The sequence below is a fragment of the Pseudomonas sp. 3MA1 genome (assembly GCF_029237275.1).
GTDB lineage: Bacteria > Pseudomonadota > Gammaproteobacteria > Pseudomonadales > Pseudomonadaceae > Aquipseudomonas > Aquipseudomonas fluorescens_AP.
This window is the reverse complement of the sequence record NZ_JAACFX010000003.1, coordinates 218,037-238,281: the sequence shown is the minus strand read 5'-3', so window position 1 is coordinate 238,281 and position 20,245 is coordinate 218,037. Positions and strand designations below refer to the sequence as shown.

General features: G+C 66.6%; 18 protein-coding genes. 5 read left to right on the top strand and 13 right to left on the bottom strand.

Features of this window, described 5'->3' with window-relative positions; translation table 11 throughout:
• Positions 1 to 117: 117 nt before the first annotated feature.
• The 8 genes from GWQ44_RS10080 to GWQ44_RS10045 form a co-directional block, all read right to left on the bottom strand.
• The gene (locus GWQ44_RS10080; protein ID WP_275927209.1) at positions 118 to 4,293 is read right to left on the bottom strand and encodes a putative Ig domain-containing protein; all 4,176 of its coding nucleotides are present in this window, start codon (positions 4,291 to 4,293) and stop codon (positions 118 to 120) included.
• A gap of 117 nt (positions 4,294 to 4,410) precedes the next feature.
• Positions 4,411 to 4,947 (bottom strand): GNAT family N-acetyltransferase, encoded by a 537-nt coding sequence (locus GWQ44_RS10075; protein ID WP_103741903.1) that lies wholly within the window; start codon positions 4,945 to 4,947, stop codon positions 4,411 to 4,413.
• Complete coding sequence (locus GWQ44_RS10070; RefSeq protein ID WP_016963435.1) at positions 4,944 to 5,495, bottom strand: tail fiber protein; 552 nt, start codon at positions 5,493 to 5,495, stop codon at positions 4,944 to 4,946. The genes GWQ44_RS10075 and GWQ44_RS10070 overlap by 4 nt, the downstream gene beginning before the upstream one ends.
• A gap of 29 nt (positions 5,496 to 5,524) precedes the next feature.
• The gene (locus GWQ44_RS10065) at positions 5,525 to 6,100 is read right to left on the bottom strand and encodes a tail fiber protein (RefSeq protein ID WP_016963436.1); all 576 of its coding nucleotides are present in this window, start codon (positions 6,098 to 6,100) and stop codon (positions 5,525 to 5,527) included.
• Between the two features lie 35 nt (positions 6,101 to 6,135).
• Positions 6,136 to 6,681 (bottom strand): tail fiber protein, encoded by a 546-nt coding sequence (locus GWQ44_RS10060; RefSeq protein ID WP_275927208.1) that lies wholly within the window; start codon positions 6,679 to 6,681, stop codon positions 6,136 to 6,138.
• Between the two features lie 595 nt (positions 6,682 to 7,276).
• A complete protein-coding gene (locus GWQ44_RS10055; protein ID WP_047304911.1) occupies positions 7,277 to 8,410 on the bottom strand; it encodes a branched-chain amino acid ABC transporter substrate-binding protein in 1,134 nt (377 codons plus the stop codon).
• Positions 8,407 to 8,550 (bottom strand): hypothetical protein, encoded by a 144-nt coding sequence (locus GWQ44_RS10050; RefSeq protein ID WP_275927207.1) that lies wholly within the window; start codon positions 8,548 to 8,550, stop codon positions 8,407 to 8,409. Before GWQ44_RS10050 ends, GWQ44_RS10055 begins: the two co-directional genes overlap by 4 nt.
• Positions 8,547 to 9,800, bottom strand: a complete 1,254-nt coding sequence (locus GWQ44_RS10045) for a methionine gamma-lyase (protein WP_016967508.1) — start codon at positions 9,798 to 9,800, stop codon at positions 8,547 to 8,549. Before GWQ44_RS10045 ends, GWQ44_RS10050 begins: the two co-directional genes overlap by 4 nt.
• 123 nt (positions 9,801 to 9,923) lie before the next feature.
• Between GWQ44_RS10045 and GWQ44_RS10040 the strand changes: the two genes are divergently transcribed.
• The 5 genes from GWQ44_RS10040 to GWQ44_RS10020 all read left to right on the top strand — a co-directional run bounded on the left by GWQ44_RS10040 (position 9,924) and on the right by GWQ44_RS10020 (position 14,632).
• Positions 9,924 to 10,403: an Lrp/AsnC family transcriptional regulator gene (locus GWQ44_RS10040; protein ID WP_047304909.1), complete on the top strand. Its 480-nt coding sequence runs from the start codon at positions 9,924 to 9,926 to the stop codon at positions 10,401 to 10,403.
• 208 nt (positions 10,404 to 10,611) lie between these two features.
• Positions 10,612 to 11,667: a sugar phosphate isomerase/epimerase family protein gene (locus GWQ44_RS10035; protein WP_275927206.1), complete on the top strand. Its 1,056-nt coding sequence runs from the start codon at positions 10,612 to 10,614 to the stop codon at positions 11,665 to 11,667.
• A gap of 23 nt (positions 11,668 to 11,690) precedes the next feature.
• Complete coding sequence (locus tag GWQ44_RS10030; protein WP_275927205.1) at positions 11,691 to 12,578, top strand: alpha/beta hydrolase; 888 nt, start codon at positions 11,691 to 11,693, stop codon at positions 12,576 to 12,578.
• Positions 12,579 to 12,722: 144 nt separating this feature from the next.
• Positions 12,723 to 13,322 (top strand): TetR/AcrR family transcriptional regulator, encoded by a 600-nt coding sequence (locus GWQ44_RS10025; RefSeq protein ID WP_275927204.1) that lies wholly within the window; start codon positions 12,723 to 12,725, stop codon positions 13,320 to 13,322.
• A gap of 131 nt (positions 13,323 to 13,453) precedes the next feature.
• Complete coding sequence (locus GWQ44_RS10020; protein ID WP_103740768.1) at positions 13,454 to 14,632, top strand: sugar transporter; 1,179 nt, start codon at positions 13,454 to 13,456, stop codon at positions 14,630 to 14,632.
• Between the two features lie 516 nt (positions 14,633 to 15,148).
• Here GWQ44_RS10020 and GWQ44_RS10015 read toward each other — a convergent pair.
• From GWQ44_RS10015 to GWQ44_RS09995, 5 genes are read right to left on the bottom strand one after another with little or no spacing between them, the layout of a single operon-like run.
• Positions 15,149 to 16,363 (bottom strand): MFS transporter, encoded by a 1,215-nt coding sequence (locus GWQ44_RS10015; protein WP_275927203.1) that lies wholly within the window; start codon positions 16,361 to 16,363, stop codon positions 15,149 to 15,151.
• Between the two features lie 3 nt (positions 16,364 to 16,366).
• Complete coding sequence (locus GWQ44_RS10010) at positions 16,367 to 17,197, bottom strand: ABC transporter ATP-binding protein (RefSeq protein ID WP_275927202.1); 831 nt, start codon at positions 17,195 to 17,197, stop codon at positions 16,367 to 16,369.
• Positions 17,194 to 18,261, bottom strand: a complete 1,068-nt coding sequence (locus GWQ44_RS10005; RefSeq protein ID WP_275927201.1) for an iron ABC transporter permease — start codon at positions 18,259 to 18,261, stop codon at positions 17,194 to 17,196. The genes GWQ44_RS10010 and GWQ44_RS10005 overlap by 4 nt, the downstream gene beginning before the upstream one ends.
• Entirely contained in the window at positions 18,258 to 19,376 is a 1,119-nt protein-coding gene (locus tag GWQ44_RS10000; RefSeq protein ID WP_275927200.1) for an ABC transporter substrate-binding protein, read from the bottom strand. Before GWQ44_RS10000 ends, GWQ44_RS10005 begins: the two co-directional genes overlap by 4 nt.
• Positions 19,363 to 20,244: a PepSY-associated TM helix domain-containing protein gene (locus GWQ44_RS09995; RefSeq protein ID WP_275927199.1), complete on the bottom strand. Its 882-nt coding sequence runs from the start codon at positions 20,242 to 20,244 to the stop codon at positions 19,363 to 19,365. The genes GWQ44_RS10000 and GWQ44_RS09995 overlap by 14 nt, the downstream gene beginning before the upstream one ends.
• Position 20,245: the final 1 nt, after the last annotated feature.

Here is a 20,245-nt window from a genome sequence, read left to right as displayed (position 1 = left end):
GCCAGAGTCGGACTCTGGCGGGGTGTGTTTTTTTACCTTGGCTCGGGGGGAGCCATTTCCTTCTGTAGGGCTCAGTCCCTGGCCACTAATCTGTGGCCAGGGTGCAGAACTTGCGGTTCAGAACTTGCCGTTGAGACCCAGGCGGAAGGTGTCGTTGCGTTCGTCCGAGCCCAGGGCGGTCTTGTACGAGACGCCCAGTTGCCAGGCACGGCCGAGGTTGAAGTCCACCCCCATGTCCAGGCTGGCGAAATCGCTGTCCAGGGCGTCGGGCTTGAGGCGGTACAGCGTGCCTTCGTCGCCCTGGTCGGCGTAGCGCATCTTGTAGTCGCTGCTGCTACTGAAGTTGTGGCCCCAGGCCAGACCGACCTTGGGCGTGACCACGCCGATCCGGGTCATCAGGTCGTAGCCCGAACGGACACCGAGGTAGGAGGTGAAGTTTTGTTGGCGCTGCTCGTCGTAGGACAGGGCATAAATGCCGCCGCCGCTTTCACGGTAGGCATCCAGGCGCGTGCTGCTGGCGTTCAAGCGCCCGTAGGGCGTCAGCGACAGCGGGCCCTGGCGGTACTCGTAGCTGGCGGTCAGGGAGGCGAACAGCTGGTCGGCATCGCGGGAGCCCCGGGCATAGTCGTCGTTGCTGCCGCTGATGTAGCGGCGCGAGTCGAAGCTGATGCGGTTGTAGCCCAGCAGGCCGTCGACATACACCTGCGGCGCCAGGTTCAGGCTCAGGTAGGTGGCGATGCCGATGGCGTCCCCATCGCTGCGGGTGTGGTTCTTGCCGATGTCGCTGCGGTCGTTGCCGTAGCCGATACCGACACCGGCAATGGCGGTGGGCGACAGGCGATAGTCGACACCGACGCTCAGGCCCAGGGTGGTGAAGCTGTTGTCCCGCGCGCCCCGGGTATGGGTCGAGCCGACGTTGACGAAACCGTCGCTCCAGAACGCCAGGGCGTCCTGCTTGCAGTTGTCCTGCAGGGCGGCTGCGGCTTCGCGTTTTTCCTCTGCGGTCTGGTTGGCGCTGCCTCCCAGCTGGTCCTGGACGGCTTTGGCGATCTCGCCCAGCGGCACGTCGCGGCCTTCCTTGCGCAAGCTGGCATTGAACGAATTGCGCTCGCAGCTCATCTGGTGCAGTTGCTCCAGGCGCCGGTTGAAGTTGTCCATCTGGGTGCTGGCAAAACGCTCGGCGGCGCGGGTCTGGGCGTTGAGCAGGCCAATGACCTCCGCGTCCTTGGTCGGGTCCGGGCGCTCCTGGATCATGAAGCTGACGGTGCTCGCGGCGCTGGCGCCGCCGCCGTTCTGCAGGCTGAAGCTGACCACCGCGGTGCCGGCGAAGGCCGCCGAGGGCACGAAGCGCATCGAGAAGCGGCCGATCATCATCGCCCGCCCGGCCGATGCCGGGGTGACCGAGCCGAGGACGGCCTGGGTGAACGGGCCGCCGGTGGCGCCCTGGGTCAGGTCGACGGTGGCCGACTGGCCCGCCGCGAGGATCTGACTGGTGGCCGGCACGCTGATCGCCACCGCAGCGATGGTGATCGAGTAGGCCTGGGAGCCGGTGGCGCCGTTGGCATCGGTGGCGGTGATGGTCAGGTTGCTGGTGCCGCTGGTGGTGGGCGTACCGCTGATCAGTCCGCTGGCGGTGTTCAGGCTCAGGCCCGCCGGCAGGCTGCCGCTGCTGATGCTGTAGCTGTAGGGCGCGCTGCCGCCGCTGGTGCTGAGGGTGGCGCTGTAGGCGCTGCCCGCCGTACCGGCACCCAGGGATGCCGGAGTCAGTACCAGGGTGGGGGCGCTGACGGTGATGGTCACCGTGGCCGGGCTGGAGGTGCCGCCGGCGTTGGTGGCGGTGTAGGTGAAGCTGTCGCTGCCGGAGAACCCGGCGGTCGGGGTGTAGGTGATGCTGGTGCCGCTGGCGGTGGCGGTGCCATGGCTGGCGGCGCTGGCCACGGCGACGCTGGTGGCGGCGCCACCGCTGATGTTCAGGGTGATCGGGTTGGCGCTGCTGTTGGCCGCGACCGTGGCACTGACCGCGCCGGCCACAGGTGCCAGGGCGCCGATGGTGATGGAGTAGGCCTGGGAACCGGTGGCGCTGTTGGCGTCGGTGGCGGTAACGGTCAGGTTGAAGGTGCCAGTGCCGCTCGGCGTGCCGCTGATCACGCCGCTGCTGGTGTTCAGGCTCAGGCCGGTGGGCAGGGTGCCGGCGGTGATCGTATAGCTGTAGGGCGCGGCGCCGCCGGAAGCACTGAGGCTGGCGCTGTAGGCCGTGCCGACGGTGCCGTTGCTCAGGGAACCGGGGCTCAGGCTGATGCTCGGCGCGCTGACGGTGATGGTCACCGTGGCCGGGCTGGAGGTGCCGCTGGCGTTGGTGGCGGTGTAGGTGAAGCTGTCGCTGCCGGAGAACCCGGCGGTCGGTGTGTAAGTGATGCTGGTACCGCTGGCGGTGGCGGTGCCATGGCTGGCGGCACTGGCCACGGCGACGCTGGCGGCGGCGCCACCGCTGAGGTTCAGGGTGATCGGGTTGGCGCTGCTGTTGGCGGCGACCGTGGCACTGACCGCGCCGGCCACCGGTGCCTGGTCAAGGATGCTGATGGAATAGGCCTGGGAGCCGGTGGCGCTGTTGGCGTCGGTGGCAGTGACGGTCAGGTTGAAGGTGCCGGTGCCGATCGGCGTGCCGCTGATCACGCCGCTGCTGGTGCTCAGGCTCAGACCGGCCGGCAGGGTGCCGCTGATGCTGTAGCTATAGGGCGCGGTGCCGCCGGAGGCGCTGACGGTTTGGCTATAGGCGGTATTGACAGTGCCGTTGCTCAGGGAGCCGGGGCTCAGGCTGATGCTCGGCGCGCTGACGGTGATGGTCACCGTGGCCGGGCTGGAGGTGCCGCTGGCGTTGGTGGCGGTGTAGGTGAAGCTGTCGCTGCCGGAGAAACCAGCGGTCGGGGTATAGGTAATGCTGGTGCCGCTGGCGGTGGCGGTGCCATGGCTGGCGGCACTGGCCACGGCGACGCTGGCGGCGGCGCCACCGGTGATGTTCAGGGTGATCGGGTTGGCGCTGCTGTTGGCCGCGACGGTGGCGCTGACCGCGTTGGCAACTGGCGCCAGACCGTTGATCACCAGGCTGTAGGCGCGAGAGCCGGTGGCGCTGTTGGCGTCGGTGGCGGTAACGGTCAGGTTGAAGGTGCCAGTGCCGCTCGGCGTGCCGCTGATCACGCCGCTGCTGGTGTTCAGGCTCAGGCCGGTGGGCAGGCTGCCGGCGGTGATCGCGTAGGTGTAGGGCGTGGTACCGCCGGAGGCGCTGACGGTTTGGCTGTAGGACGTGCCCTGGGTGCCGTCGGGCAGCGTGGGCGGCGTTATTGCCAGGGTAGGCGGGGTGACGGTGATGGTCACCGTGGCCGGGCTGGAGGTGCCGCTGGTGTTGGTGGCGGTGTAGGTGAAACTGTCGGAGCCCGAGAAACCGGCGGCCGGGGTGTAGGTAATGCTGGTGCCGCTGGCGGTGGCTGTCCCGTGACTGGCGGGGCTGGCCACGGCGACGCTGGTGGCGGCGCCACCGCTGAGGCTCAGGGTGATCGGGTTGGCGTTGCTGTTGGCGGCCACCGTGGCGCTGGCCGGGCCGACCGTCGGCGCGGGCACCGCATAGGTATAGCTGTTGGTCAGCGTCGCGCTGCCCCCCGGGGTGGTGACCGCCACGTTGACCGCGCCTGCGGCATGGGCCGGGGTGGTGGCGGTGATGGTGGTGGCATTGTTGACGGTGAAACCCGTGGCCGCCACTCCGCCAAAGGTCACCGCCGTGGCGCCGGTAAAATTGGTGCCGGTGAGGGTGACGGCGGTGGCGCCTGCGGTGCTGCCACTGCTGGGGGCGACCGAGGTCAGGGTCGGCGTCGCGGAACTGGTGACCAGCAGGTTGTAGGTGGCGACCCCGCCATCGTTGTGGCCGTCATTGAGGGTGATGCTGAAGGTGTAGTTACCGGCGGCGGTCGGGGTGCCGTGCAGCACCGTGGTCGCGCTGCCGGGGGACGCATCGAGGATCAGGCCCGGCGGCAGGCAGGGGGTCACGCCATCGTAGTCCGGATCGTTGGCGTCGCATTCCACCCACTTGTCCAGGGGCATGGTGCCGCCGACGGACGAGATGGTGATGCTCATGCTCTGGCCCACCGCAATGGTGGGCAAGGTGCTGCCGGAGGCCGGGTTGGTGATCACGGGGGCAACCGCCATGGCCTGGCTGCTCATGGTCAGCATGACCAGCAACAGAAACAGTGAAATCAGCGGGCGTGTCAGCCAGTTACCTGGTGCGGTCAGCGGTGTTCTCATGAGGGCTTCCTGCCTTGCGACCGGTTTGGGGTCGTGTCCAGCGTGATTGTTGATAAAGGTCCAGCGGTTACAGCACGGCTACAGCCGGCCCCTTGGGGGGCAGGTATTACTTGATGCTCAAGGACTGTCGTCCTCTTCCCCAGCGGCCATCCGCGCGGGACGCTGCATTTGGGTGTACAGGCCACTGTTGGCGCCGGCTCGGAAGCCCAGTCGCTCATACAGCCGGCGGGCACGACTGCCCTGTTCGACGCTCAGGCTGCAGGTCTGACGCTGGGCGTCGGCCTTGGCCAGTACCGTGCGCAGCAACTCGCTGCCGATGCCCCGGCCATGCCAGTTCGGCAGCAGGGCGATATCGACAATGCGCACATCGTCGGCCGCGTACTGCACGCACAGGCGCCCGATCGGGCTGCCGGCCTGCTCGACGATCAGAAAGTCCGCGGCGGGAAAGTGCTTTTCATAATGCTGGCGCTGCAGTTCGGCCTGGGCGTGCAAGAACGCCCGGCGCTGTGCGTCGCTCCAGCCAGGCACTGCACTGACTTCGGCCCAGCGGCGCGAGACGTACAGGTCCTGGAGAAAGCCCAGGTCATGGCTGTGCTGCTGGCGCAGGACAGCCACGTAGCCTGTTGGCAGTTGGAGATTGGCAAGCTGGGTCATGAGGCTCTGATCGGGTACTCGCCGTCCAGGCATATGCAGTAGGCCAGCGTCAGGAAGGGTTGCATGGTGTTGCGCAGGGTCGTCGACGCAGCGCCGCTACCGGCGTCCCCCACCGTTGTCGCGGCCAGTTTCGGGCCTGTCGGGGTCGGTGCCGTGTTGCGGTACAGACGTATGTTGCGTGGCTGCGCCAGGTAGGCGTTGGGTTCGGGAGTATCCAGGGCGACCGCTGATTCGCTGCCGTCCTTGGCCACGACCTGATGGGTATGTCCGGCGAAGTTGGCGGGCAGCATCGTTATCCGGTCGGCGCCTGTCGCATTGCCGGTCTGCCAATCGCTCAGCCCGGTTCCTTTACCAGCTCCCATGGCCACGCGCCCATTGAGGTTGGGCAGTTTGAAGTTCTGCCCGGGGGTGCCGCCATACAGGTTGCCAATCACCGAATAGAGAGCTGGATTCTGCTGGACCGTGACCAGCGATCCGTCGCAGTACGCCCAGTTTTGCGGGACGAAGTTGTAGGGGAACAGTCTGATTTCGCCGGTAAAAGCATCCATGATCGGTCATTCCAGATTGAGTGAGGGGGTCACTGCTGTCGGGTCGGATAGAGGCCGACCAGGCAAATGATGTAGTTGATCGCCAATGACCCCATCATGTTGCTATGGGGGGTTGCGGCTCCTTTGGCCGGAGTCAGTGCCGAGTCGAGAAAGGCAGGGTTCATATTGACGCTGGGGAAGGTTGCGTCACCCGAGCTGTAGAGCCCGGTGATGATCCCTGCGCCCGGGAACGTGCCAAAGGTCATGCCATTGGGTGTTGTGGCGGGAGACGGACTGGCCGATTGGGCATTGTTGGTGCTCACCCAAAAGGAATGGGTATGGGCCGCGGTGTTTTCCGGCTGCATGGTCACGGTTTCCACGCCGAAGTCCTGCGTCAGGCTCCTTGGGGTCAGCCCGGTGCCGGCGCCCTGGCCCACGATGATCCGGCCACGGTAGTCCGGGAGGCCGAAGTTGGTGGTGCCGTTGCCACCGTACAGGGTGCCCAGCAACGAGTAGAGGACCTGGAAATTGTTGATCGACCGCAGCGTACCGTCACAGAACGCCCAATTCTCTGGCGCATAGTTACCGGCGAACATGCGGATTTCTCCGACGAAAGCTTCAGACATGTCAGTTTCCTTGCTTGAGGGTCTGTAGGCAGCAGTTACTGGCGCGGCGGGTAGACGCCCGTGGTAGCGATGCAGAAATAGCCGACGATGGAGGGCTGCATGTTTTGCATGGGCGCGCCTGATGTGGGAGTGACGGTGTGGCTGTTGAGGGTGACCAGGTTGTCCGTCGCCGGCGTGTAGGTCGGTTTTGCCATGACGCCCTTGGTGTTCGAGCTGACGGCGGGGATGTTCCCGGCGGGGTCGTCGTTGCCGGGTTCGATCGAGACATGGGCGGCATGGGAGTGCTGCGCCAGTGAGCTGAACGGCATCGTCACGGTTTCGCTACCGCCTTTGGTGCCCAGCAAGTGCTGATCCATGATCGGATCGACAACGGAGGCTCTGAAGTTTTGCCCCAAGGCGACCCGGCCACGCAGATCCGGCAGGCCGAATGTCGTGGTGCCGTCACCGCCATAAGTCTTGCCCAGCAGGGAAGCCAGCGCCACATGGGTGTTGATGGGTAGAACCTGGCCCTCGCAAGGGAGCCAACCCTCAGGTGCCCAACCCCAGGGGAACAAGCGAATTTCTCCGATAAAGGGATCCACGTTCTTATCTCCTTGAACAAGTTTTTGACGCCGGGAATCCGTCTCTTACTAATAGATTAGCAAGTGCGTAGGCGCACAATAAACAAAAGTTAATTTAGTGTGCAAATGTTATTTCAAGTTGTTTGGTGGCAATTAACAGGGGGGTGTCTATTAGCAGGTAGTTGACTATCTAGCTAAGAGATTTCAAGAGGGAAGTCTTTCGGAGTGTTACTGGTTGTCGCTCGTTCTGTGACGTTTAGTCCAGCGGGGGCGGGGGTGGGGCTGGCTGTTCAGCTTGGGGAGGAGGCTTGCGAGTTCGCTTTGTCGGACTTGTAAGTTGATTGCTGAGGAACTAAGCGTGCTAACGATCTACGCCTGAAGTATGGGTTGCCTAGTCTGGGGGGTGGAGGATTTACAGCAGGCTTTAAGTGTGGCGGTAACATATCTTAGTTACTGTTTTGGGTTGGTTATTCCAAAGTTGCCAAGTAGGTTATTCTTTTGGCAGGGGACGACGCGGTAAAGTTTTTTGACTCTAAGGCCATGTTTTAGTTGAACTTGTTTTTTTGACGCCTGCGGGACGCCGCTCCCCGGCAAGGAGCGGCGCGCCGTTACCGGCTTACAGCCCGGCGTTTTCCGCCGCTACGCTTTTCGGCTTGCCGTAATGCCATTCATAGACCACGAACTTGAAGTCCTTGAGGTCGCCTTTCTCGTCGAAGCTCAGGTCGCCGGTGGGGGTCTTGAAGGTGCCCTTGTGGATCGCTTCGGCGACTTTCTCCGGGTCTTCGCTCTTGGCCGCGGCGATGCCGCCGGCAATCACTTCCACGGCCGAGTAGGACGGCAGCACGAACGGCCCGCTGGGGTTTTCCTTCTTGGCTTCGAAGGCTTCCACCAGGGCCTTGTTGGCCGGGTCCTGGTCGAAGGACTTGGGCAGGGTCACCAGCATGCCTTCGGAGGCGTCCTTGGCGATCTGCGAAATCGAGTCGTTGCCCACGCCTTCAGGCCCCATGAAGCGCGCGGTCAGGCCCTTTTCCTTGGCCTGGCGCAGCAGCAGGCCCATTTCCGGGTGGTAGCCGCCGAAGTAGACGAAGTCGACATTGGCCTGCTTGAGCTTGGCCAGGATCGATGAGTAGTCGCGCTCGCCGACGTTGATGCCTTCGAACATCGCCACCTTGATGCCTTCCTTGCCGAGGATGTCCTTGACCGAGCTGGCGATGCCTTCGCCGTATTGCTGCTTGTCGTGCAGCACCGCGACATTGCTCGGCTTGAGCTTGGCGATGTAGTGCGCCGCCGCCGGACCCTGGGCGTTGTCCAGGCCGATGGTGCGGAACACCATCTTGTAGCCCCGGGCGGTCAGCTCGGGGCTGGTGGCGGCCGGGGTAACCATCACGATGCCTTCGTCTTCGTAGATGTCCGACGCCGGCTGGGTGGAGCTGGAGCACAGGTGCCCGACCACGAACTTGACGCCGTCATTGACCACCTTGTTGGCCACGGCCACCGCTTGCTTGGGGTCGCAGGCATCGTCGTATTCCACGGCCACCAGTTGCTTGCCGTCGACGCCGCCCTTGGCGTTGATCTGCTCGATGGCCATGCGCGCGCCGCTGAACTGCATGTCACCGTATTGCGCCACCGGGCCGGTCTTGGCCCCGGCGATGCCGATCCGGATGCTGTCGGCGGCCAGGGAATGGCAGGCCAGGCCGGCCAGGATCATGGCGCTGAGCAGTTGGGTGGCTTTGTTATTGATACGACTCATGGGTTGTTCCACTCCTGTGGGTAACGGTTCAAAGGGTGTTGCAGGTGGTGCAGGGGCGTTCGCCGCCGCGCCTCGGGCACGGCGGCGAATGCCTGGGTGTTGTAGAGCGCCCGGACCCGGGCGGTACTGATCCGGCTCAAGGAAGGGCCTTGCCGATCCTGGGAATGGCCTCCAGATGCGGCGTCGCGGGCTGTGCACAGGCATCCAGGGCCTGGGCGATATCGGCCAGCAGGTCGGCGACGTCTTCCAGGCCCACCGACAGGCGGATCAGGCCCTCGGCGATGCCGTGTTCGACACGCTCCTCGGGGCTGTAGGTGGAATGGGTCATGCTCGCCGGGTGCTGGGCCAGGGATTCGGCGTCTCCCAGGCTGACGGCGCGGCTGAACAGCTGCAGGGCATTGATGAAGCGGATGCCCGTCGCCAGTCCGCCCTTGAGCTCGAAGGCGATCATGCCCCCGGGCAACTTCATCTGCCGTTGCGCCAGGGCGTGTTGCGCGAAGGACGGCAGGCCGGGGTAGGCCACCCATTGCACCTGCGGCTGCTGCTGCAGGTATTCGGCGATGGCCTGGGCGCTGCTGCAGTGGCGCTCCATGCGCAGGGCCAGGGTCTTGAGGCCGCGCATCAGGAGAAAGGCGTCCTGGGGCGACAGCACCGCGCCGGTCATGTCCTTGAGGCCCTCCAGGCGAATGCGCTCGGCCAGGCTCTGGCGGGTGACCACGACCCCGGCGGTGATATCGCCATGGCCGTTGAGGTACTTGGTGGCCGAGTGCAGCACCAGATCGGCCCCCAGTTCCAGCGGACGCTGCAGGTAGGGGGTGCAATAGGTGTTGTCCACGGCAAAGGTGATGCGCGGATGCTGGCGGGCGATTTCGGCCACCGCGGCAATGTCCACCAGCTGCATGTTGGGATTGGCCGGGGACTCGCAATAGATCATCCGTGTGGCGGGGCTGATGGCGGCCCGCAGGTTGCCCAGGTCGCTCAGGTCGACATGGCGCACCTTGACTCCGAATTCGGCCAGCCCGTGGTGCAGCAGGGCGAAGGTGCAGCCGTACAGGGTCCGGCAGACGATGATCTCGTCGCCGGGCCGCAGCAGGGTCCACAGGGTGGCGGCAATCGCGCCCATGCCGGAGCCGAAGGCCACCGCGGCCTCGCCGTTTTCCAGGGCCGCCATGCGCGCTTCCAGCAGCGCCAGGGTCGGGTTGCCGATGCGCGTGTAGAAGTAGCCGGGCTCCTGGCCGGCAAAGCAGCCGGCGCCGTATTCGGCGGTGGCGAAGGTGAAGGTGGACGTCAGATAGATCGGCGGGATCAGCGCGCCTTGATGCTCCTGGGGGTTGTAGCCGTGATGGATGGCGCGAGTGGAAAAACCAAGGTCACTGTTTTTATTGTTCATGGTGAACGCTCCGGATTTGCTCTAATGCTATGCTCAAATCCGGCGCAATAATTGCTAATTTGACTGACTAAACGCCCAGTAATTGAAATAAAAATTCATAAAAACAAGATTAAGAGGCAAAACATGCCCAGTGGACTGGATCGCACCGACAAAGCCCTGCTGCTTGCTCTGCAGGACAACGCCCGCTTGACCACCGCCGAACTGGCCGACAGCGTCGCCCTGACCACGTCGCCCTGTTGGCGGCGGGTGAAGATCCTCGAGGAGAGCGGGGTGATCACCGGCTACCAGGCGATCCTCTCGCCCAAGGCCCTGGGCTTTGGCGTCACCGCCTTTGTCAGCGTGATGATGGAATCCCACTCCCGGGAAACGGCCCGGGCCTTCGAGCAGCGGCTGCTGGAGATTCCGGAAATCATCGCCTGCCACAACGTCTCCGGACGCTACGACTTTCTCCTCGAAGTGCTGGCCAAGGACCTGGAGTCCTTCGGCGAGTTCGCCCGCGAGGTGTTGCAGACCCTGCCGGCGGTGAAAGAGATCTACTCGAGTTTTTCCTTCAAGTCGGTCAAGCCGTTGCGGCAGATTCCGGTGCCGCAGCCCGGCGCCTGAGGCGGCTGCCCGGTGCATGACCGGCGGTGATTGCCAGGTGAAACAAAACGAGCCCGCGATCTTGATCGCGGGCTTTTTTTGCCTTGCCGGGCACTCGCCCGTCCGACCAGCCGGTGTGCCAGAAATGGTTTTTCTGCGGCGCGATGATTGACGCGGCAGCAGCGCCTCCCTATTCTTTGTCGACCAACAAAGAATAGGGAGCAATTCGATGAAAACCCTCAAGGGCCCCAGCCTGCACCTGGCGCAATTCAGCGCCGACAGCGCGCCATTTGACAGCCTGCCGGCGATTGCCCAATGGGCCGCCGACCTGGGTTTCAAGGCGCTGCAGATTCCTGCCTGGGATGCACGTTTGTTCGATGTCGCCACGGCGGCCGAGAGCCAGGACTACTGCGATGAACTCAAGGGCCAGTTGGCGCAGAAGGGCCTGCAGATCAGCGAGTTGACCAGCCATATCTTCGGCCAACTGGTGGCGGTGCATCCGGCCTACGACGCGATGTGCGACCAGTTCGCCCCCGAGGCGCTGCGGGGCAGGCCTCAAGCCAGAACCGAATGGGCGATCGCGCAAATGAAGCTGGCGGCCAGGGCTTCGCGACGCCTGGGGCTGAGTGAGCTGGGCACCTTCTCCGGGTCCCTGGCCTGGCCCTACCTGTTTCCCTTTCCGCAGCGCCCCGAAGGCCTGATCGAGACCGCCTTCGACGAGCTGGCGCGGCGCTGGCGGCCGATCCTCGATGTGTGCGACGAGCAGGGGGTCAACCTGTGCTACGAAATCCACCCCAGCGAGGACCTGCACGACGGCACCAGCTTCGAGCGCTTCTATGAATTGGTCGACCGTCACCCACGCTGCAACATCCTCTTCGACCCCAGCCACTTCGTGCTGCAACAGCTGGATTACCTGAGCTACCTGGACATCTACCACGAGCGCATCCGCATGTTTCACGTCAAGGATGCCGAGTTCAATCCCACGGGGCGCCAGGGCATCTATGGCGGCTACAGCACCTGGGTCGAGCGCGCCGGGCGCTTCCGATCCCTGGGCGACGGCCAGGTGGATTTCAAGGGGATCTTTTCCAAACTGGCGCAATACGACTACCCGGGCTGGGCGACCCTGGAATGGGAGTGCTGCCTCAAGGACCAGGAAGACGGCGCCCGGGAAGGCGTGGAGTTCATCAACCGCCACATGATCCAGGTCACCGAGCGGATCTTCGACGACTTCGCCGGTGCACGGATCGACCGCCAACAAATCAACGCCATGCTCGGCATGGCCTGACCCCCCCTCAGCGAGAACAACCCATGAATGCCTTGACGGACAACACCCAGGCCGACACCGACGGCCTGACCCATCGCTATGTGCGCATCGCTGGCCAGCGCATCCATTGCGTCAGCGCCGGCAGCGGCCGCCCGGTGCTGCTGATTCCCGGCTGGCCACAGACCTGGTACGCCTGGCGCGGGGTGATCCGGGCCCTGGCGGCCCAGGGCTTCCAGGCGATCGCCGTGGACCCGCCGGGCAGCGGCCAGTCCGACCGCCCGGAGCAGGGCTACGACACCGGCCAGGTGGCCGAGGTGCTGCATCAGGTGATGCTGCAACTGGGCTTTGCCCGTTACAGCGTGGTCGGCCATGACGTCGGCATGTGGATCGCCTACGCCCTGGCCAGCGACCGGCCGCAGGCGGTGGAGCGCCTGGCGCTGACCGAGGCGGTGATCCCCGGGCTGGCGGAGGCGCCGCCGATCTTCGTGGCGCCGGAGCAGAACATCTTTCTCTGGCACTTCATGTTCAACCAGCTGCGGGATCTGCCCGAGGCACTGATCGCCGGGCGCGAACGGGCCTACCTGAGCTACATCTTCGACCACTGGTCCCATCGCCGCGAAGCAGTGGCCGCCGAGGTCTACATCGACGCCTACGCGGCGCCGGGCGGCCTGCGGGCGGGCTTTGCCTACTACCGGGCGATTCCCGAGACGGTGCGCCAGAACCGCCTGCGGGCCCAGCGGCCGCTGACGATGCCGGTGCTGGCGATCGGCGCCGAACACGCCACCAACGATGCGCCGCTCTTGACCCTGCAAGGCCATGCCAGCGACCTGCGCGGCGCCATAGTGCCGGACTGCGGGCACTTCATCATGGAAGAGGCGCCCGAGGAATTTCTCGCGCTGTTGCTGCCGTTTCTGCAGGAGGGCGGTGACTGAGGCACGGCGCAGAGCCGGCCGCGGGCACGGAAAATGACCGCGGCCGGTACAAATCTAATATCATTTCGTCCCGGCGCGCCGCGCCAACCGGCTGTCCGGCCTGCGCCGAACGCCTTCCCTGTCTTGACGAGATACCCGACCCCCATGGCTGGAAGACCCCGCGAATTCGATCGTGACCTGGCGCTGCGCCAGGCACAGGAACTGTTCTGGGCCCGTGGTTTCGAAACCACCTCCATGGCCGACCTGGTGGCGGCCCTGGGCATCGCTTCGGCGCGCATCTATGCCGCCTTCGGTTCCAAGGAGGCGCTGTTTCGCGAGGCCATCGAGCTGTACGAAAGCCAGGAAGGCGGCTTCGCCGACCTGGCCCTGCAGGAGCCCAACGCCTACCTCGCCATCGAGCGCATGCTGCAGGACGCGGTGGCCCTCTACACCCGGCCCGACGGCCCCCGGGGCTGCATGGTGGTGGCCTCCGCGGTGAACTGCTCAAGCGACAACGACAGCGTGCGCGAATGGCTGGCCGAGCATCGCCGGGCCCGTACCGCGAGCATCATCCAGCGCCTGGAAGCGGCGGTGCAGGCAGGTGAATTGCCCCGCCACAGCGATGCAACGTCCTTGGGGGATTATTACTCCATGGTGCTCCACGGGCTCTCGGTGCAGGCCCGCGACGGGGTCAGCGCGGCGCGCCTGCTGCAGGGCGTGGCGCTGGCCATGCAAGTCTTTCCGGGCAGCGCCCCAGGGCACTGAGGCGGTGCCCGGCAATGCTCCGGGCAACGGGCTTTGCTCCGCGACCCCGGGGCCGCTAAGGCTGGCCCGGGTTGTGCATTTTTTATCGGGTCCTGGACCTGTTCCATCAGCGAAAGAGTACGACGCCCCCCATGAGCGATTCCCCGGCGACACCCCAAGGCAACTGGCAGCCGGTCATCGCACTGGCGCTGGCGGCCTTTGTCTTCAACACCACCGAGTTCGTGCCGGTGGGCCTGCTCAGCGCCATCGGCGCCAGCTTCGATTTGCCCACCGAACGGGTCGGGCTGATGCTGACCATCTATGCCTGGATCGTGTCCCTGACCTCGCTGCCGGTGATGCTGCTGACCCGCAACGTCGAGCGGCGCAGGTTGCTCACGGTGCTGTTCGGCCTGTTCATCGTCAGCCATGTCCTGTCCAGTGTGGCCAACAGCTTCGGCCTGCTGATGCTCAGCCGCATCGGCGTGGCCCTGGCCCATGCCCTGTTCTGGTCCATCACCGCGTCCCTGGCGGTGCGCCTGGCGCCGCCGGGCAAGCAGGTGCAGGCCCTGGGCCTGCTGGCCACCGGCACCTCGCTGGCCATGGTCCTGGGCATTCCCCTGGGGCGCCTGCTGGGCGAAGCCCTGGGCTGGCGCACCACCTTTGGCGTGATCGCCGCCATGGCCGGCTTGCTGGTGCTCTGGCTGATGCGCACCTTGCCGCTGCTGCCGAGCCAGAACTCCGGCTCGCTGCGCAGCCTGCCGTTGCTGTTCAAGCGCCCGGCGCTGGTGGCGATCTATGTGCTCACCGCCCTGGTGGTGACCGCGCAGTTCACCGCCTACAGCTACATCGAGCCCTTTATCAAGGTGGCGGCGGGCCTGGGCGGCGAGGTGGTGACCCTGGTGCTGCTGGTGTTTGGCGGCGCCGGAATCATCGGCTCGCTGCTGTTCAGCGTGCTGCATCGCCACAGCCCCCAGGGCTTCTTGCTGACCGCGGTGGTGCTGCTGGCGCTGTGCCTGAGCCTGCTGTTGCCGCTCAATGGCCAGGTCTGGTCGCTGGTGGCGCTGAGCGTGGTCTGGGGCATGGCGATCATGGGCTTCGGCCTGGCCCTGCAATCCAAGGTGCTGGTGCTGGCGCCGGATGCCACCGACGTGGCGATGGCGATGTTCTCCGGTATCTACAACATCGGCATCGGTGGCGGCGCGTTGCTGGGTAGCTGGGTTGGCGGGCAACTGGGTTTTGCCTATGTCGGCCTGGCGGGCGGCGCCCTGGCGAGCCTGGCCTTGCTGCTGTACAGCCTGGCCCTGCGGCGCATGGCCCGCAGCAGCGTGTAGCCGCTGCCGCAGGCTGCGAACGGTCTGGGCGGCACTCCGTCGAAGGGACGCGGCGATCTTGAGGCCGCTGCGTGCCCGGCGGGAGACCGCCAAGCAAGGTCCTGCGGACCTTTGCGCAGCTTCGCGGGCTCAGCAGCGGCTACAGGCCAGTGCCGATCGGGGATTTGTGTAGCCGCTGCCGCAGGCTGCGAACGGCCCGAAGGGACGCGGCGCTCTTGAGGCCGCTGCGTGCTTGGCTGGAGACCGCCAGGCAAGGTCCTGCGGACCTTTGCGCAGCTTCGCGGGCTCAGCAGCGGCTACAGGGCCAGTGCCGATCGGGGATTTGTGTAGCCGCTGCCGCAGGCTGCGAACGGTCTGGGCGGCACTCCGTCGAAGGGACGCGGCGCTCTTGAGGCCGCTGCGTGCTTGGCTGGAGACCGCCAGGCAAGGTCCTGCGGACCTTTGCGCAGCCTCGCCGGAGGCTCGGCAGCGGCTACAGGCCACAGGGTTTTGAGGATGCGCATCGTTCGGCCTGGGTTAGCGGCGTCGGGCTTCGGGCCAGCAGGCCACCAGCACCAGCAGCAGCGCCGCCAGCAGGTAGGGCAGGCGCGGTTCCAGCCCGTAGATCAGGGTCCCGGCCAGGGGCCCGACCACCACTCCCAGGCCCTGGGCCGCGCCGACGGAACCGGCGGTGGCGCCTTGCTCGGCGGCGTCCACCGCGTTGCTGGCCAGGGCGGCGAACGAGGGGAAGATCCAGCCCATGCCCGCGGCGGAAACGAAGAACCCCAGCCACAGCACCCAGGCCTGGGCCGCGACAATGCTCGCGGCAAAACCCACGGCGGCCACCAGGGCGCCGATGCGGATCATCCGCAGTGGCGGCCATTCCAGCTTGCGCACCAGCAGCTGCGAGGCGATCAGCGCCACGCCGACCAGGGTCAGGGCAATGCCGGCGGTCTGCGCCGCGTGCGCCGGGTCCATGCCCAGGCGGTCGAGGGCGAAGAAGCCGACGGTGATCTGCGCCATGGCCACGCACAGCATGGCGACGAACGCCACCAGCAGTGGTCGGCGCAGGCGCGGGTCGCCCAGGCTCACCGATTTGGGCGGCTGCTTGAGGTGCAGTTCCTGGCGCGGCAGCCGCGCCTTGAGGAAGGCGAAGCCCAGCAGCGGCAGTACCGCCAGCACGTAGAACGGCAGGCTCAGGCTGTGGCGCGCCAGCAGCGCGGCAATCGCCGGGCCCAGCACCAGGCCGCAGGCGTTGGCCGCTCCCAGCGAGGCCATGGCCCGGGCCCGGTGCTCGGGCGCGATGTTGTCGGCGATCAGCGCGTAGCCGCCCACCGGAATCGCCGCGTAGAACACCCCGATCAGGCCCCGTCCCAACAGCAGCCCGGCGAACGCCAGCAGGGCCGAGGGCAGGGCGTGCAGCGCCACATCGATAAACAGGCTTAGGGCGACAAAGGCCAGGGTGAAGCCGCCGGTGCCCAGCAGCAGGATCTGCCGCCGGCCCAGGCGGTCGCTGGCCCGGCCCCAGGGCCGGGCCAGGAGCATCCAGATCACCCCGGAAACGGTCACCGCCGTGCCCGCCTGCCAGGTGGCCAGGCCGAGTATCCGCGCGATGGGGCCGATCAGCGAAACGAACGCCATCATCGCCATGGTGCAGGCCAGGTTGGCCACCAGCAGTGGGCGCAGGTCGAAGGCCGGGGCGGCCTGGGGCGTGTCCAGGGTGTCGAGGGGCAACTGTTGAGCGTGGGTCATGGTTTATCCCAGGGCGGAGTGAGAGGGCAGGCGGCCGTCGACCATCACCAGCGGTCGACCGCGTACCTGTTCCAGGTGGCCGTCGACGCCATAGACGTCGCGCAGCAGCTGTGGGTTGATCACCTCCAGGGCCGGTCCGGCGGCGGCCACGGCGCCGTTGTGCAGGACCACCACCTGCTGGCTGAAACCCAGGGCCAGGTTGATGTCGTGGACCACCACCAGGGTGATCAACTGGCGCTCGTGGGTGGCCCGGGTGATGGCCTCCACCACCTGGCACTGGTGGTACAGGTCCAGGGCGCTGGTGGGCTCATCCAGCAGCAGCACCCGAGGCTGGCGCACCAGGGCCTGGGCCAGGCCCACCAGCTGGCGCTGGCCACCGGAGAGGGCGTCGATCGGGCGGTCGGCCAGGGCGGTCAGGTCCAGGTCCCGGAGCACCTGTTCGACCCCCTGCAGCACCGCCGCGCTGGGCCGGCCGGGGGCGAAACCGCCAGCGCGATGGCCGGCCATGGCGGCGCTGAGCACCGCTTCGAAGGCGCACAGGCGGGTGCGTTCCGGCAGGCTCTGGGGCAGGTAGACGATGTGCTGCGCCCGTTCCACCTGGGGCAGGCGGTTCAGATCGGTGCCATCGAGCAGCACCTGCCCGGAAGTTTTCTGCAACCCAGCGATGCCCCGCAGCAGGGTCGACTTGCCCGCCGCGTTGGGGCCGATCAGCGCGGTCACGCTGCCCCCGGCCAGGGGCGGCAGGGCCACGTCGCACAGCACCTGGCGGCTGCCGTAGTGCATGTTCAGGCCGGCGGTGCACAGGCCGGCGTTGGAGGACACAGGCGAGTTCACAGGACACCTCGACGGTTGCGCATGACGATGGTCATGAAAAAGGGAATGCCCACCAGGGCGGTGACGATCCCCACTGGAATCAGCACCCCGGGGATCAGCGCCTTGCTGGCGATGGAGGCCATGGACAGGATCAGCCCGCCGCTGAGCACGCTGGCCGGCAGGAACAGCCGATGGTCCTCGCCCACCAGCAGGCGGGCGATGTGCGGGGCGATCAGGCCGATAAAGCCGATGGTGCCGACAAAGGACACCGCCAGGGCCGACAGCAGGCTGATGCGCAACAGCGCCAGCAGGCGCAGGCGGCCGACGTCGATGCCGAAGCTGCGGGCCCGTTCCTCGCCCAGGGTCAGGGCGGTCAGGGCCCAGCTCTGGCGCAGGGAAAATGGCAGGCACAGCGCCAGCGCCAGGGCCAGCAGCGCGAGCTTTTCCCAGGAGGCCCGGGCCAGGCTGCCCAGGGTCCAGAACACCAGTTGCTGCAGGCTGTCCTGGGTGGCGACGAATTGCAGCAGGGCCACCAGGGCATTGAAGGCGAACACCAGGGCGATGCCGAACAGCACCAGGCTCTCGACGCCGAAGCCGCGCCAGCGCGCCAGCAGGTAGAGCAAGGCCACCGAGGCCAGGGCGAAGAGGAAGGCGTTGGCCGAGATCAGGTACTGCGCCGGCACCCCGGGCAGGCCCAGGCCGAGGACGATCGCCAGGGCCGCGCCGAAGGCCGCGGCGGCGGACACGCCGAGGGTGAAGGGGCTGGCCAGGGGGTTGTCGAGCACGGTCTGCATCTCCGCGCCGGCCAGGGCCAGGGCGGCGCCTACCAGCACCGCCATCAGCGCGTAGGGCAGGCGCACGTTCCACACGATCACCGCTTCGACCCGGGGCATCGAGCCCGGGTCCCAGAGCACCTGCAGCAGGCGCGACAGGCTCATGCCCGAAGGCCCGGTGGTGATGTCCAGGGCCAGCGACAGCAACAAGGCCAGGGCCAGCCCGGACAACAGCAGCACCCGGCGGCCATGGCGTTTGCGGTAATGCCCGCTGGCGATGCTGTCCTGCACCTCGGTGGCGGCCCGGGTCATGGTTGCAGGCTCGTGGCGAACACGCCGCTGGCGGGAATCGGCATGAAGCGCTGGTACAGCTCGCGGCGGGTCTGGTCCGGGTCCAGGTCCTTGAACAGTTCAGGGTGCAGCCACTTGGCCAGGGCCTGGACCGCGATCAGGTGCTCCGGCGAGTCATAGAAAATGTGCCACAGGCCATGCACATTTCCCTCGCGCACTGCCCGCAGCTCGTTCAGCGGCGGGCGCTGGGCGGCCTGGCGCAGGCTGTCCCGGGCCTGTTGCAGGGTGGCGGAATAACCCAGGGTCACGCCGCCCTGGCCGGCAGCGAAGACCCCGGTGGCCACGTACACATCCGGATCGCTGGAGAGGATGTACTCCACGTTGAGCACGCCAATGGGCCCGGGGATGCGCCCGTCGGCGATGTTGCGCCCGCCGGCCAGCTTGATCATCTCGCCGAAGTTGCCGGTGCCCGGCGAGCCGCAGCAATCCTGCAGCCCGGCGAGCATGTCGATGAAAATCGTCGGCTGCTTGAGCGGCGCTGCCTTGGCCAGGGTCTCGCTGACCCGGGCCAGGGACTGTTGATAGAAGGCGATGAACGCCTCGGCCTGCTGCTCGCGGCCCAGGGCCTGCCCCAGCAGGCGCATGCTGGGCACGGTGTTGCGCAGGGGATGGTCGCTGAAGTCGACGAAGAGCACCGCCACCCCAGCGGCTTCCAACTGCTTCACCGCCTCGCTGTCGGGGCTCGGCCCGTGGCCGCCGCTCAGGGCCATGATCGCCAGGTCCGGGTGCACCGCCAGGGCCTTTTCGACGCTGAAGGTTTCGGCGGACGTTCCTCCTACCAGCGGCACCTTGTCCGCCTTCGGAAAGGCCTTGTGGTAGGCCTCGTAGCCTTGCACGTCGAGGCCGCGGAAGTCCCCCTGCCAACCGGCGAGGCGGGCGAAGGGATTCTGGCCTTCGAGCAGCGACAGGGAATAGATCATCCGTCCTTCACCCAGGAGGATGTGTTCGACCTTGTCCGGCACCTGGACCTGGCGCCCGGCCAGGTCGGTGAGGGTCGCGGCGCTGGCGGTGGCGGCCCACAGCAGGCCGAGCAGCAGCCCGTGGCGGGCGCGGCGCAAGAAATCACGGTGTGTCATGTAAGGGTTCCTTGAACGATTGGACGGCCCGGCGGGCGACGCGCTTGCGCCACCACAGCAGCAGGCCGGTGATGTACAGCAGGGGTAACGAAAGACCGCAGAGAAAAGCCAGCCAGGCGCCGGGAGCCCCCAGCAGCAGGTGCCCGTGGGCGGCGGACAACACTGGTTTTATCGCCATCGGCTGGGCCGCGAGCCAGGTGAACAGGTCGGGGCGCGCCAGCCAGGCGCCGCTGCCGGCGATCAGCAGCAGCGGCAGGCACAGCCAGGCCGCCACCACGTTGTGCCATTCGCGCAGGCGTCGAGTGCCGCGGCTGCCGGGGCGCAGGCTGGCGGCTTTCCACCAGCTGCGCCGGCCCGGCCACCACAGGTACAGGCCGCTGCCCAGCGAGCCCAGCAGCACCACGCCACACACCAGCACCAAGTTCGAGCCCAAGGCCTGGGGCAACAGCAGGCTGCGGTGCAGCGCCACCAGCCTGGCCAGCCACAGGTCTTCGAAGACGAAGAAGCCCCGGGGCTCGCCGCTGTAGGGATCGATCATGGCGATGCCGGTGCCCGGTCGTTCCTTGAGGGCACCGAAGACGATCACGTTGTCCGATTCGAGAAAGCCCTGGCGCGGGGGCGCCGCGCCGAAGACTTTCTGCAACTGCGGATAGGCGCTGGCAGCGGCGCTGATCCAGGCGTTCTGCTCAAGCGGGGCGCGGTGTTCGCCAGGGGCCAGTTGCAGCATCGAGGCCCCGACTTCCCAGCGCAGGATCGGCCCCTTGAGCTCCAGCAGCGAACCACTGAGGCCCAGCAGAGCCAGCAGCAGGCCCAGGCTCAGGGCCAGCCAGCGATGCAGCCCGAGCCAGAGGTCACGCAGGCGCGCCACG